Origin of the sequence: Pseudoalteromonas sp. NJ631, from assembly GCF_000276645.1 — a bacterium.
Classification (GTDB): Bacteria; Pseudomonadota; Gammaproteobacteria; order Enterobacterales; family Alteromonadaceae; genus Pseudoalteromonas; species Pseudoalteromonas piscicida.
On the sequence record NZ_AKXJ01000003.1, the window covers coordinates 39,021 to 51,906 of the forward strand.

Here is a 12,886-nt window from a genome sequence, read left to right on the forward strand (position 1 = left end):
ACACCGAGTATGAGTTATTTGTCTTTAAACAATATCAACTTTTTAGCGATTTTGATTTGCTTTGTCATTGTCTGCGGTTTGACTATTTTGCTGCGCTTAATGCTCCAGCGTAGCGCCAACAATCTCCTGGATGACGAGCTCGCACAACGTGACAACTTTGCACTTGGGATCAGCTATGCCAGTCAAGTGACGATGCTGTGTATTTGTGTTGCATATTTATTCAATGATTTAGGCGTGGTAAGAGCGCAGGCACACCCTCTGCAAGTGGCCTTACATATTGGGTTGATCATTGCCTTTGTATACTTCGGCCAATGGATCCATCGCAAATGGATTTTGTATCAGTTTGACGAAGAAGAAGCGATTTTAAAGCAAAATATCTGCGCCGCGATGGTGGACTCTGGCATGTTACTCGGTAACACCATATTGGTGCTTGGTTTATATCATTGGGTGCACCCGAAAGGCTGGAGCGATCTTTTAGTCGTAGCCCTTGGCTTTATGCTATTGCAGCTGCTTTATACGCTAGATAGTAAAATCAGAGAAAGTCGTTTTGCCAAGTTTAACCAAGGGGCTTCTTTACAACAAAACTTTAATCTCAGAAACACTTCGATTGGTATTCGTTATGCGGGCAAATCCATCGGCCTCTCTTTAGCCATGTATGCGGGGCTGCACAGCGCTCCCTACCATGGTGCAAAAGTGGTAGAAAACTTGTTTTCGGTTGTCATGCATTGCGGTGTAATGTGGCTTTTTCTTTACATTGGTAGCTACGTATTACTGCATTTATCCTTACCTAAGGTCAATATTGGCTTAGAGGTAGACCACCAAGATAACGTTGGTATCGCATGTTTGGAGTTTGCGGTTTTCTGCTCCATAGGCTATTTACTTATTAACTTGTTTTCGGTGTAACGCAATATTGCATGAACGCTTTAAGTGATGGATTTTTACTGGTAGATAGCAATTGGGATTTTAGCCAAGAACTCGTCGAGCATTTACAAAACGTGCGCTCTAGCCAAGCCAGCAACATTATTATCGCGGGTGACAATACCAAACACATGCTTAAGATGATGTTTAAAGAGCAAATAAAAGACTACTGTTATTGTGACTTTGACAATGAAATCAGCGTCTCTGAACTTGCCAGCTATTTGCATCGTCACCATAACATTCATGCCGTGCTGCTCTATTCTCTGGACTATCATTTAGCCACCGAGGAGCAGCGCTTTATTTTTGATTCTCTTCACCCCCACCGGTTTTTAATCGAACAATCCCCGCAAGGTTTTCAGATCACTAAACTGCACTCACAAGCATTAATCAATCACTTATCTTGTCATCCGGATACCGCTGGCCTCCCCGACCCTGACTTGATGCTTGCCAAGCTCACCGGGTTACTATGCGGTAAAGCTAAAGTGGCAGGATGATATAGACTAACCGTGCGCGAGCGCTTACCATTGCCACAAAACAGCAACTGAATAATCGAATTATGCGTATTCCACATATTTATCAAGACTCGCCGTTGACCATTGGTGTTCCAGTTACTTTGGATGATGACGCCGCAGGACACATAGGCCGAGTGCTTAGAATGACAACCAAAGATAAAGTCAGCCTGTTCAACGGACAAGGTGGCGAGTACCTATGTCAATTAAGTGAAGTTGGGAAAAAGAAAGTCGTTGCTGTACCTGAATCATTTGAAGACAAAAATGTAGAATCTCCACTTGCCATACACCTTGGGCAAGGGATTTCTCGCGGTGATAAAATGGACTTCACTATTCAAAAGTCAGTAGAGCTGGGTGTGAGCGAAATTACTCCTTTGTTTACCACACGCTGCGGCGTTAAATTAAGTGGTGAGCGTCTAGCAAAAAAACACCAGCAATGGCAAAAGATAGCAATTGCCGCAGCCGAGCAATCCGGACGTAATACCATCACTGTTATTCACCCGCCGATGGAGTTGTCTGAATGGCTTGCACAGCAAAGCGACGAGTTAAAAATCACACTCCACCCTCGCGCCGAACATTCAATAAAAACACTGCCGTATACCCAGTCTGGGATCCGCTTTTTAGTGGGGCCTGAAGGCGGCTTTACCGATGAGGAGCTAGACGCCACCGCTCAACAGCGGTTTGTTGATGTCCGTTTAGGCCCACGTGTACTTCGTACTGAAACCGCGGCTCTAACAGTACTAAGCGCACTACAGCTGCAATTCGGCGATTTAGCACTTTAAATACACAGAGCAACCCCCATATCATGGGTAAACTCAGCAAGCGCAATGGGAGCGTCTATGACGATTAAATTAGGGATCATTTCCGATCCAATCAGTGGCTTTAACATTAAAAAAGACACCGGGTTTGCCATGATGCTGGCGGCACAGCAGCGCGGCTATGAATTGTATTACATGGAAATGAATGACCTTTTCTTGTACCAAGGCGTTGCCAAAGCGACCGCAGCGAAAGCGCAGGTATTTGACGATACTTCCCATTGGTATGAACTAGCTGAGAAACAAGAAATCGATTTAGGCGACCTTGACGTTATTTTAATGCGTAAAGATCCGCCTTTTGACACTGAATATATTTACGCCACTTATATTCTTGAGCGCGCTGAACTTGCGGGTTCGCTTGTGGTAAATAAACCACAAAGCCTACGCGACGCCAATGAAAAGCTCTTTACTGCGTGGTTTAGCGAACATACTCCAGATACTTTGGTCACGCGTAATCAATCACAAATTCGCGAGTTTTTAGCTAAACATGGCGATATCATTCTCAAGCCTTTGGATGGAATGGGTGGCGCGTCTATTTTTAGAGTGAAACAAGATGACGCAAATATTGGTGTCATCTGCGAAACACTTACCGAGCATGGTTCTCGCTATGCGATGGCGCAGAACTATATACCAGCCATTAAAGACGGTGATAAGCGCGTGTTAGTGGTAGATGGTGAAGTGATGCCGTACTGCTTGGCTCGTATTCCACAAGGCGGTGAAACTCGTGGTAATCTTGCGGCAGGTGGCCGTGGTGAAGCAAGACCTATTAGCGAATCGGACCGTAACATTGCCGAAGCTATTGCCCCAACGTTGAAGGCTAAGGGCCTGATATTCGTTGGCCTAGATATCATTGGCGATAAGCTTACCGAAATCAATGTGACCGCACCAACTTGCGTGAAAGAAATTGAAGCGGCATATGACATTTCAATTATGGATAAGTTTTATGATGCGATCGAGCGAAAACTCGACCATACTAAACACTAACCATTAAGGGGGTCTGGTTATGAAATCACTCGCTAATCACTTTTTAGTGGCAATGCCCAGCATGGACGACCCTTTTTTCAATCATACGGTAACCTATCTTTGTGAACACAGCGAAGATGGCGCGATGGGATTGGTGGTAAACCACCCTATCGATATCACCGTGGGCGAATTGCTTGATCAAATTGATATCGATAACGACAAATCTAGCCAAGCGGCTAAGGTAAATATCTACGCCGGTGGGCCTGTTCACACCGACAGAGGTTTTGTATTACATACGCCAAAACTTGGTTACGCCTCAAGCCAAGAGCTTAGCTCTGAGATTATGATCACCACATCAAAAGATGTCTTAGCTTCTTTAACATCGGCACACTCTCCCGAAGGGTTTATCATCACCTTGGGCTACGCCGGATGGGTAAGTGGTCAACTTGAGAAAGAACTGAAAGAAAACACTTGGTTAGTCGTTGAGGCAGACCCCGAAATCATATTTAATACGCCACCCGAAAAGCGTTGGGAAAAAGCAGTGCAAATGCTTGGTATCGACGTTGCACAATTAAGCTCGCAAGCGGGTCATGCGTAACTAGCCTGTCATTTTGAGCTTAGGTTAATAAACGAAGTATTCATGGAAAACAAAAAAGAAAAAGTGCCTAAAGGTAAACGTAGCGTCATCGGGTTTGACTTTGGCACTAAAAGTATCGGCTTGGCTATCGGCCAAGAAATCACTGCAACCGCATCAAGTTTAGGTGCTGTTAAGGCAAACGATGGCATTCCAAATTGGGATGACATCGCCGTATTTATTAACGAATGGCAACCTGATTTATTAGTGGTTGGTCTACCACTGAATATGGATGGTACCAATCAAGATTTAACATTCAGAGCAAAAAAGTTTGCCAACCGCCTGCATAACCACTTCCGCTTGCCGGTAGAAACACAAGATGAGCGTTTGACGACAGCAGACGCCAGAGCACGCTTATTCGAACAAGGTGGCTATAAGAACCTTGCAAAAGGTAAGGTAGACGGCATGTCTGCTTGTATCATTCTTGAAAGCTACTTTGAAGCAATGTGGGAATAGCTAGCCTAACTCTTTATTCTGTTGACCTTTAATATCAACTATATAATTGATATTAAAGGCGCAGCTAACTGTAAAAATTCGCCATATCGAGCACCTATTAGTGCTTCTTTACTCTAACCCCTTCAAACAATATCAATCTAATAATTTGACGACTACTCACAGTTTCTAACATGAAATTCTCATATAGTTTGCTGACTCATCCGGTTAAGGAAAAACTCATGGTAGTACAGCACAAACTCTTAGTAACAATATTCTCTTGTTTTTTAGCTTGTATATTATCTGCCTGTAACAATCAGTCAGAACAAGGCAAACTTCAATATACAACGCATACCTTCGATTCCTTCGAGCACCAGCTTGAAGGACGACTCTATACTCCTAAAAGCCTCACAGAAACAGATACTATCGTTATTTTTGTTCATGGTGATGGAGCAATGGACACTACGGCAAAAGGCTATTATTTACCCATAATACAATCTTTAGTAAGTGCAAATATTGCTACTTTCTCGTGGGACAAACCAGGAGTAGGTAACTCACAAGGCAACTGGTTATCGCAATCTATGGATGATAGAGCTACCGAAGTAAAAGATGCAATTCGATACCTGCGTAACACCGGTTATCGGCAAAATAAAATAGCCGTGCTAGGATTTAGTCAAGCAAGTTGGGTATTTTCGAACTTGTACGACGAGGAAAATATCAAGTTTATGGTACTGGTTGGAGGGGCTGCAAACTGGCAGGCCCAGAGTCAATACAGTATGTGGGTACGATTGATAGAGGAAGAAAAGATCAGTGCAGATGATGATGCGGCGATAGCACGTATCGAGCAGCTGAGCATTGAAGAGATGCAACTTATCAAAGCAGGATACGACCAATATATTTCCGCGGCGTTGCATCAAGACCCTTTTATGCCAAAGCCTATTGAAGATGAAGCACGCTATAATTTCGTTAGAAAAAATATTGAGGCAGATGTATTTGAAGGTTTTACTCGACTAAACTTACCAATGCTAGCAATTTATGGCGACAGCGATTTTCATGTCGACATAGAACATAGCCAATTAGAGTTTGCACGCGCTTTTGCAAACTCAAGTCAAATAAACGCCAAGCTAGAACAAATCACTATTACCGATGCTGCACACAGTTTAATGAAACCAGAGCTGCCACTTGATGCGATTTTCTCGATTAAAAAAAACCACTTTGCTCCCAATGCAATCGAAACTATCGTCAAGTGGGTGAAGTTGCAAAGTAGTTCTCCCCGCGAATAGCTGTATGAATGACTAGCGTAGCTCCTGTGTAGGGTTTACGACTTGGTACTTCTTCAAATCAGGTATTAACCCTGCTTGCTGATACGCGCTAGTGATCCGGCCTTGCTCACGTAGTATTGCTAGGCCTTTTTGTAATGCAGCAAACGCTCGCTCACCTTCTGGGTGAAGCCGAGACACCGCAAAATGTCTGCTATCGTTTAACAGCACAACTAGATGCTCATTAGCAATGAGCTCAACATCTTCCAAAACAAAACGATTATCTAGCTTAGGCATAAGCGGCATCAACATAAAGTCGACCCAACCTTTGCTCACCATACGCGCTTGTGACATCCAATCGGGTTCAGCATAAAGCTGTTTAAGCGGAAGTGACTCCAAGGTTTGCCAATCGGTCTGCCACTTAGGGTTGGATACCGAAGTTAGCTGGGTGAGCCCTTGCTCCTCTTTTAGCTGCTTTACTTTTTGATTATCTATCCCGTGATAAATACCAGCAAAATACTGACCTTTTTGAATAACAGGCTCACTGATAAAAAGCAGCCGACCTTTATTTTCAAGATCTGCTTTCCAATAACTATCAAAGTGAAGTAGTTGTTCCCCTTTTTCAAGCAAATTGGATTCACGAAAACTGACAAAACCAGGCGTAAAAATAAATGCTTTGTCGAAGCCACCTTTTTGCAAAGCTTGCTGTGCTATCACCATATCGACAACATCACGGCGTAAATATTGGCCACTAAAATCGGTGACTTTTGTGACGTCGCGTTCACCAACAAAACGTTGATAATCAGCGAGGACATCATCTCTAATAAAGACATTAAGTGCTTCGCTGGCATTAAGTACACCAGCAAAGCTCAGCACAAAAGCGAAGAATAGATAGCTGCGTTTAGTTCTTCGAATCCAACCCATCTACCGTAACCCCTTGTAGGAAGCCCGCACCTTTTTGTTCGTTATTTTGAAGCTTGATCATGAGGCGCAGATCATTTGGCGAGTCAGCATGATGTAGTGCATCGGCATAATTGATCCGCTGTTGTTTATAGAGCTCAAACAACGCTTGATCAAAGGTTTGCATGCCCATGTCTTTCGATTTTGCCATTGCCTCTTTAATTGAGCCAATATCGCCTTTTTTAATAAGTTCGGCAACGAGTGGGGAGTTAAGTAACACTTCAATGGCCGCCTCTCGACCTTCACCTTTTGAAGAAGGCACAAGTTGTTGTGCCACAATAGCGCGCAAGTTCAGCGCCAAATCGTACTTCAGTTTATCGTGCTTTTCTTTAGGAACTAAGTGCATGATACGGTCGATGGCCTGATTGGCATTATTGGCATGTAAAGTTGCAACGCATAAATGCCCCGTTTCAGCAAAACTCAGTGCATATTCCATGGTTTCTTGCGAGCGAATCTCACCAATTAAAATAACATCTGGCGCTTGGCGTAATGAGCTTTTCAAGGCAGATTCGAAACTGTCAGTATCAATGCCCACTTCACGCTGAGTAATGATGCTTTTTTGGTGTTGATGCACAAACTCAATAGGATCTTCAATGGTCAAAATATGGCCACGTTGATTACGATTACGATAGCCGAGTAGTGCCGCAAGCGAGGTTGACTTACCCGTGCCCGTACCACCCACAAATAACACCAAGCCACGTTTGGACATAATCACATCGGTCAGGACCGACGGCAAACCGAGCTCATTGACATCTGGAATAGCAGTAACGATACGGCGGATAACCATGCCCGCACAATCCCGTTGCCAAAATGCTGAAACACGAAAACGCCCAATATCGTTAGCAATCGCAAAGTTACACTCTTTAGTATTAAAGAATTCTTGCTTTTGCTTGTCGCTCATAATTGAGGTAACAAGATTCAGTGACTGCTCGGCATCTAAGCTTTCTTCACTTAACGCTCTCAGTTCGCCATCAATTTTGGCGCTCACCGCAAGCCCTGCCGAGACGAATAAGTCGGATGCTTGCTGATTAGCCATCGTTTGCAAAAACGGTTCTATATTCATCGCTACACCACTACCTAATAGCCGCTATTAAACTGATTTTTGTCATGGGCTTTTGCACGCGCATCCTGCTGTGTGATCAAACCACGGTTTAATAGATTTGTAAGGCATTGATCCATGGTCTGCATGCCGTGCATTGCACCGGTTTGAATTGCCGAATACATCTGTGCAATCTTGTCTTCACGAATAAGGTTACGAATAGCTGGGATCCCGAGCATGATTTCATGTGCCGCAATTCGCCCGCCGCCAACTTTTTTCACCAGCGTTTGTGAAATCACCGCTTGTAGCGACTCTGACAGCATAGAGCGCACCATATCTTTTTCTTCACCAGGGAACACATCCACAATACGGTCGATAGTTTTAGGCGCAGAGGTAGTATGCAAAGTACCAAATACTAGGTGACCTGTTTCCGCGGCAGTTAGCGCTAAACGAATGGTCTCAAGATCACGTAATTCACCGACCAAAATAACGTCTGGGTCTTCACGGAGTGCGCTTCTCAGCGCCGCGTTAAAGCTGTGCGTGTCTCTATGTACTTCACGTTGGTTGATAAGACTTTGCTTGTTGTCATGAACAAATTCAATCGGATCTTCGATGGTTAGAATATGGTGATGTTTGTTGTTATTTATATAATCCACCATCGCAGCTAGCGTGGTTGATTTACCAGAACCTGTCGGGCCGGTTACCAATACTAAGCCACGTGGGTTGTCGGAAATCTTGGTAAAAATGTCTGGTGCCCCCAAATCATCTAAGCTCAGCACTTGATTTGGAATGGTACGGAACACCGCTGCAGGACCACGATTTGAATTAAAGGCGTTAACACGAAAACGCGCCAGATTTGGCACTTCGAACGAGAAATCTACCTCAAGGTTTTGCTCATAGTCACGACGTTGATTATCATTCATAATATCGTAGATGAGGCTGCTGACGTCTTTTGCTTCTAACGGCGGGATATTCACCCGACGTACGTCCCCGTCAACACGGATCATAGGGGAAACACCTGAAGAAAGGTGTAAGTCAGATGCTTTGTGTTGAACACTAAAAGCCAATAATTCTGTAATATCCATTTATAACTCCACAATGAGCACTAGTACTATATGGTTACAATAGCAGAACGCTTAGATAACGCCTACGGCAGGATAGAAAAAGCCAAGCAAAACTGTCAATTCAGCGAAACAGTACAATTACTCGCGGTTTCTAAAACCAAACCTATCGCCGATATTGAGGCTGCGATTGCGGCAGGTCAAACCCGATTCGGTGAATCTTACGTACAAGAAGCGGTTGATAAAGTTGCCTACTTCAAACAAAACAAAGCGCTTGAATGGCACTTTATTGGTCCAATCCAGTCCAATAAATCAAGATTAGTCGCCGAAAACTTCCATTGGGTACAAAGCGTGGATAGAGAGAAAATCGCACGCAGGCTAAATGAACAAAGACCAACGAACTTAAAGCCACTCAAGGTGCTGTTGCAGGTCAATATTAGCGGTGATGATAACAAATCAGGTTGTCATCCCGATGAGGTGGATACGCTCGCGCAGTTTATTAATGACTGTAGTCAATTAGAGCTTCGTGGCTTAATGACTATCACTGAGCAAACCGATGATAAACAAAAGCAATTACAATATTTCCAGCAAATGCGCGCTTGCTTTGATAGACTAAAGGACCAATATCAACAGCTAGATACCTTATCGATGGGAATGAGTGGCGATTTAGACACTGCGATTGCAGCAGGTTCCACTATGGTTCGCATTGGTACTGATATTTTTGGCAAACGACAGTGAGGTGAATAACACAATGTCAAACAAGACAATTGCATTTATTGGAACGGGAAATATGAGCTATGCCATTATCGGTGGCATGATCAAAAGTGGCTTTGACGCGCAGTCTATTATTGCCACCAACCGCAATGCAGAGAAACTTGCCAAAGTCGCAGAGCAATTATCGGTAAGAACAACACAAGATAACCTAGAAGCAGTCGCCGCGGCTGACATCATTGTCTTGTCTGTAAAACCACAGATGATGGCCGAGCTGTGTCAGACCTTTCAAGATGCAGATATTGATATTAGCAATAAACTGTTTATCTCTGTCGCCGCCGGAATTACCGTTGCACGACTGAGAGAAATGCTCGGCCAACCGGTAAAAATGGTGCGCTGTATGCCTAATACGCCATCGTTGCTTGGACGCGGTGTATCTGGCTTGTATGGCGTCGACATCAGCGATGAAGAAAAAAACTATGTTGAGCAAGTATTTTCATCCACGGGTATTGCCCTGTGGCTTGATGAAGAGTCGAAAATCAACGACATTATTGCGGTAACAGGTTCGTCTCCAGCGTATTTCTTCTTATTTATGGAAGCCATTGAAGAAAAAGCTAAAGCTCTAGGTTTTAGTACTGAGGAAGCCAGAAAGCTTGTGCAGCAAACTGCGCTAGGCGCGGCTGAAATGGCATTATCACAACCAGAAATTAGCATCGCTCAGCTACGCGCTAACGTCACCTCTAAAGGTGGCACAACCCACGCAGCCGTTGAGCATTTAAAAGCACAGCAATTACCAAAAACCGTAGCGGACGCGATGGATGCATGTATCGCGCGCGCTGAAGCAATGGAAAAAGAAATCTAAAGGTGACCAATGAATGCCATGCAATTTTTAGTCGGGATCGTATTTGATCTATTTTTAATGGTCGTATTACTACGATTCTGGTTGCAGCTTGTCAAAGCGGACTTTTATAACCCGCTAAGCCAAGCGGTTGTTAAAGCGACCTCTTTTGCCGTGAACCCACTGAGAAAAATCATTCCGGGTGTGGGCGGTTTAGATCTTGCCTCTTTGGTGCTGGCATTCATTATTGGTTTTGCCAAAATGGCGACGCTGATGGCGTTATTCGGTGGCTACTTTGATGCCTTAGGCGCCTTGATTGGCGGCGCTATTACCGTAGTTAAAGAAGCATTTAGTTTGGTGTTCTGGATCCTTATTATTCGCGCCATCTTAAGTTGGGTAGCGCAAGGCTACAATCCAGTTGCCGCAGTGTTCGAGCAATTAACAGAGCCGATGCTAAGACCTATTCGGAAAGTGATACCACCACTAGGTGGACTGGACTTATCTATTTTAGTCTTAATTATCGGCATGCAATTTTTGCAGATCCTAATGATGGATTTACTGAGATAGGAGCATCCCAATGAAACCATTTATTATTGCGTTAATGATGCTGCTTGCACCAATCGCATTCGCTCAAGATGAACAAGGCGGCCAATTTAAAGACTTAGGTCCTTGGGAAGTGCATTACATCGCCTTCCCGTCTACTTTTGTTCAGCCCACAATTGCAAAAGCGTATGGCTTAATTCGCAGTGGTAACAAAGCGATTGTGAATATCTCGGTCTTGGCCGACAAGCCAGGAAAACCAGCGGTTAAGGCACGCGTTGCAGGTAGCGCCAAAAACTTACTTGGTAAAACCGTACAGTTAGAGTTTAAAGAAGTCGTAGAAGGTGAGGCGATATACTACCTTGCCCAATTAGATTACGACGATGAAGATATTTTTCGTTTCGACATTGAGATCAGTGAAGGTAAGCAAAGCCGCAAACTCACGTTCTCACAGAAGTTTTATGTAGAGTAGAGAAAATATGTCAAATAAAGTGGTACTTGCCACGGGCAACCAAGGTAAAGTCAAAGAGCTTAGCGTGATGCTAAATCAGTATGACATTGAGGTATTACCGCAAAGTGATTTCAACGTGCCAGAGGTTGCAGAAACCGGCACGACCTTTGTGGAAAACGCCATTATCAAGGCTCGTCATGCTGCTAAGATTTCTGGCTTGCCTGCCATTGCCGATGACTCAGGCCTTGAGGTAGACGCATTAAACGGCGCACCTGGAGTATATTCAGCGCGTTATGCTGGCGCAAACGCCGACGACCAAAAAAATATTGATCACTTACTCGCAGCGCTTGGTGAACAAACTGAGCGCAGCGCCCGTTTTTGGTGTGTTTTAGTTTATATGCGCCACGCTGACGACCCAACGCCGATTATTTGTCAGGCCAGTTGGGAAGGTGAAATCACCACAACGCAACAAGGCCGAGAAGGGTTCGGTTACGACCCAATCTTTAAGGTACAAGGTTTAGACTGCACATCAGCAGAGCTAACCAAGGAAGAAAAAAACGCAATCAGCCATAGAGGACAGGCACTTAAACAACTCGTCAGTCACTTTCAAGGCCTCGCGTGAAACTACCTCCATTAAGTCTTTATGTGCACGTACCTTGGTGCGTGCAAAAGTGTCCTTACTGTGATTTCAACAGCCATGGTAAAAAGGGCGATATTCCTGAAACGGAATATATTCAACATTTGCTCCACGATATCAAAGCCGATCTTCACTATGTTCAGGGCCGTAAACTCAGTAGTATCTTTATTGGCGGTGGCACCCCTAGCCTGCTTTCAGGTGAAGCGTACCGCTATTTACTCAGTGAAATTGAGGCGCTAATTGGTTTTGAGGATGACATTGAAGTCACTTTAGAAGCAAATCCAGGCACAGTTGAGACAGATCGTTTTAAGCATTATGTTGCGGCTGGCATCAATCGTATTTCGATAGGTGTGCAAAGCTTGCAACAGGAAAAGCTTACTCAACTTGGTCGTATTCATGGCGAGCAAGAAGCGCTAAACGCCGCTCAAGAAGCCCATCAAGCAGGGTTAAACAGCTTTAATCTTGATTTGATGCATGGTCTTCCCAATCAATCTGTTAGCGACGCCTTAAGTGATTTAGAAAAAGCCATTGCAATGACACCGCCACACCTTTCTTGGTATCAATTAACCATTGAGCCAAATACGCAGTTTGCCTCTAAGCCTCCGGTTTTACCTGAGGATGAAACACTGTGGGACATCCAAGAACAAGGTCAGGCACTACTTGCAGAGCACGGCTACCAGCAATATGAGATCTCAGGCTATGCCAAAGCGGGATTTCAATGTCGACATAACTTGAATTATTGGCAATTTGGCGATTATCTCGGGATCGGCTGTGGTGCGCATGGCAAAATCACTTTGCCTGAGCAGCAACAGATCTTAAGAACCGTAAAGGTAAAGCACCCTCGCGGCTATATGGATCTGAGTAAACCCTATTTGTATGAGCAGTGGCATGTTGCAAGCGATGACAGACCATTTGAGTTTTTTATGAATGTGTTCCGTTTAAAAACTGCCGCATCAAAACAACAGTTTATTGACTACACTGGTCTTGAACTTAGCGCTATTGCAACGCAAATTGCTGAGGCCGTAGATAAGGGTTTGATTGAGGAAACCAACGATTCATGGCTAGTTACAAATAAAGGCCACCGATACCTCAACGATCTGCTAGAGTTATTTGTTTAAT

At 44.2% G+C, this 12,886-nt stretch carries 16 protein-coding genes; 13 read left to right on the forward strand and 3 right to left on the reverse strand.

Annotated elements, in window-relative coordinates:
- Nucleotides 1-9 precede the first annotated feature (9 nt).
- The 7 genes from A587_RS0107020 (at nt 10) to A587_RS0107050 (ending at nt 5,554) form a co-directional block, all read left to right on the forward strand.
- Nucleotides 10-903 carry a DUF350 domain-containing protein gene (locus tag A587_RS0107020; RefSeq protein WP_017217002.1) on the forward strand — a complete coding sequence of 298 codons (894 nt, stop codon included), beginning with the start codon at nt 10-12 and terminating at the stop codon, nt 901-903.
- 11 nt (nt 904-914) lie between these two features.
- On the forward strand, nt 915-1,412 hold the full coding sequence (locus tag A587_RS0107025) for a hypothetical protein (RefSeq protein WP_010379041.1): 498 nt from the start codon (nt 915-917) through the stop codon (nt 1,410-1,412).
- A gap of 62 nt (nt 1,413-1,474) precedes the next feature.
- Nucleotides 1,475-2,209 (forward strand): 16S rRNA (uracil(1498)-N(3))-methyltransferase, encoded by a 735-nt coding sequence (rsmE, locus tag A587_RS0107030; RefSeq protein WP_017217003.1) that lies wholly within the window; start codon nt 1,475-1,477, stop codon nt 2,207-2,209.
- A gap of 57 nt (nt 2,210-2,266) precedes the next feature.
- Nucleotides 2,267-3,226 (forward strand): glutathione synthase, encoded by a 960-nt coding sequence (gene gshB / locus A587_RS0107035; protein WP_017217004.1) that lies wholly within the window; start codon nt 2,267-2,269, stop codon nt 3,224-3,226.
- A 19-nt stretch (nt 3,227-3,245) separates the two neighbouring features.
- Nucleotides 3,246-3,803, forward strand: coding sequence for a YqgE/AlgH family protein (locus tag A587_RS0107040; protein WP_017217005.1), 558 nt, complete (start codon nt 3,246-3,248; stop codon nt 3,801-3,803).
- A 42-nt stretch (nt 3,804-3,845) separates the two neighbouring features.
- Complete coding sequence (gene ruvX / locus A587_RS0107045; protein WP_017217006.1) at nt 3,846-4,295, forward strand: Holliday junction resolvase RuvX; 450 nt, start codon at nt 3,846-3,848, stop codon at nt 4,293-4,295.
- A 218-nt stretch (nt 4,296-4,513) separates the two neighbouring features.
- Entirely contained in the window at nt 4,514-5,554 is a 1,041-nt protein-coding gene (locus A587_RS0107050; RefSeq protein WP_017217007.1) for an alpha/beta hydrolase, read from the forward strand.
- Nucleotides 5,555-5,566: 12 nt separating this feature from the next.
- On the opposite strand, the gene A587_RS0107055 is transcribed toward A587_RS0107050, so the two are convergent.
- Genes A587_RS0107055 through A587_RS0107065 form a run of 3 tightly spaced genes read right to left on the reverse strand, consistent with a single transcriptional unit; the run spans nt 5,567 to nt 8,614 of the window.
- On the reverse strand, nt 5,567-6,454 hold the full coding sequence (locus A587_RS0107055) for a hypothetical protein (protein WP_017217008.1): 888 nt from the start codon (nt 6,452-6,454) through the stop codon (nt 5,567-5,569).
- Entirely contained in the window at nt 6,432-7,553 is a 1,122-nt protein-coding gene (locus tag A587_RS0107060) for a PilT/PilU family type 4a pilus ATPase (protein WP_010607713.1), read from the reverse strand. Before A587_RS0107060 ends, A587_RS0107055 begins: the two co-directional genes overlap by 23 nt.
- A gap of 14 nt (nt 7,554-7,567) precedes the next feature.
- A complete protein-coding gene (locus A587_RS0107065; RefSeq protein WP_010379026.1) occupies nt 7,568-8,614 on the reverse strand; it encodes a type IV pilus twitching motility protein PilT in 1,047 nt (348 codons plus the stop codon).
- Nucleotides 8,615-8,644: 30 nt separating this feature from the next.
- On the opposite strand from A587_RS0107065, the gene A587_RS0107070 reads away from it, so the two are divergent.
- Genes A587_RS0107070 through hemW form a run of 6 tightly spaced genes read left to right on the forward strand, consistent with a single transcriptional unit; the run spans nt 8,645 to nt 12,885 of the window.
- A complete protein-coding gene (locus A587_RS0107070; RefSeq protein WP_017217009.1) occupies nt 8,645-9,328 on the forward strand; it encodes a YggS family pyridoxal phosphate-dependent enzyme in 684 nt (227 codons plus the stop codon).
- A gap of 13 nt (nt 9,329-9,341) precedes the next feature.
- Nucleotides 9,342-10,163, forward strand: a complete 822-nt coding sequence (gene proC, locus A587_RS0107075; protein ID WP_017217010.1) for a pyrroline-5-carboxylate reductase — start codon at nt 9,342-9,344, stop codon at nt 10,161-10,163.
- A gap of 9 nt (nt 10,164-10,172) precedes the next feature.
- Nucleotides 10,173-10,706: a YggT family protein gene (locus A587_RS0107080; protein ID WP_010379021.1), complete on the forward strand. Its 534-nt coding sequence runs from the start codon at nt 10,173-10,175 to the stop codon at nt 10,704-10,706.
- Between the two features lie 10 nt (nt 10,707-10,716).
- The gene (locus A587_RS0107085) at nt 10,717-11,151 is read left to right on the forward strand and encodes a DUF4426 domain-containing protein (protein WP_010379019.1); all 435 of its coding nucleotides are present in this window, start codon (nt 10,717-10,719) and stop codon (nt 11,149-11,151) included.
- Nucleotides 11,152-11,158: 7 nt separating this feature from the next.
- Nucleotides 11,159-11,752 (forward strand): XTP/dITP diphosphatase, encoded by a 594-nt coding sequence (locus A587_RS0107090; RefSeq protein ID WP_017217011.1) that lies wholly within the window; start codon nt 11,159-11,161, stop codon nt 11,750-11,752.
- Nucleotides 11,749-12,885, forward strand: coding sequence for a radical SAM family heme chaperone HemW (gene hemW / locus A587_RS0107095; protein WP_017217012.1), 1,137 nt, complete (start codon nt 11,749-11,751; stop codon nt 12,883-12,885). The genes A587_RS0107090 and hemW overlap by 4 nt, the downstream gene beginning before the upstream one ends.
- Nucleotide 12,886: the final 1 nt, after the last annotated feature.

Bases quoted from the DNA above. Each gene is read 5' to 3' on its own strand.
- A587_RS0107050 (WP_017217007.1), top strand. From the start codon at position 4,514: ATGGTAGTACAGCACAAACTCTTAGTAACAATATTCTCTTGTTTTTTA.
- gshB (WP_017217004.1), top strand. From the start codon at position 2,267: ATGACGATTAAATTAGGGATCATTTCCGATCCAATCAGTGGCTTTAAC.
- A587_RS0107085 (WP_010379019.1), top strand. From the start codon at position 10,717: ATGAAACCATTTATTATTGCGTTAATGATGCTGCTTGCACCAATCGCA.
- proC (WP_017217010.1), top strand. From the start codon at position 9,342: ATGTCAAACAAGACAATTGCATTTATTGGAACGGGAAATATGAGCTAT.
- A587_RS0107055 (WP_017217008.1), bottom strand. From the start codon at position 6,454: ATGGGTTGGATTCGAAGAACTAAACGCAGCTATCTATTCTTCGCTTTT.
- A587_RS0107070 (WP_017217009.1), top strand. From the start codon at position 8,645: ATGGTTACAATAGCAGAACGCTTAGATAACGCCTACGGCAGGATAGAA.
- A587_RS0107080 (WP_010379021.1), top strand. From the start codon at position 10,173: ATGAATGCCATGCAATTTTTAGTCGGGATCGTATTTGATCTATTTTTA.
- A587_RS0107060 (WP_010607713.1), bottom strand. From the start codon at position 7,553: ATGAATATAGAACCGTTTTTGCAAACGATGGCTAATCAGCAAGCATCC.
- A587_RS0107040 (WP_017217005.1), top strand. From the start codon at position 3,246: ATGAAATCACTCGCTAATCACTTTTTAGTGGCAATGCCCAGCATGGAC.
- A587_RS0107090 (WP_017217011.1), top strand. From the start codon at position 11,159: ATGTCAAATAAAGTGGTACTTGCCACGGGCAACCAAGGTAAAGTCAAA.
- rsmE (WP_017217003.1), top strand. From the start codon at position 1,475: ATGCGTATTCCACATATTTATCAAGACTCGCCGTTGACCATTGGTGTT.
- ruvX (WP_017217006.1), top strand. From the start codon at position 3,846: ATGGAAAACAAAAAAGAAAAAGTGCCTAAAGGTAAACGTAGCGTCATC.
- A587_RS0107020 (WP_017217002.1), top strand. From the start codon at position 10: ATGAGTTATTTGTCTTTAAACAATATCAACTTTTTAGCGATTTTGATT.
- A587_RS0107025 (WP_010379041.1), top strand. From the start codon at position 915: ATGAACGCTTTAAGTGATGGATTTTTACTGGTAGATAGCAATTGGGAT.
- A587_RS0107065 (WP_010379026.1), bottom strand. From the start codon at position 8,614: ATGGATATTACAGAATTATTGGCTTTTAGTGTTCAACACAAAGCATCT.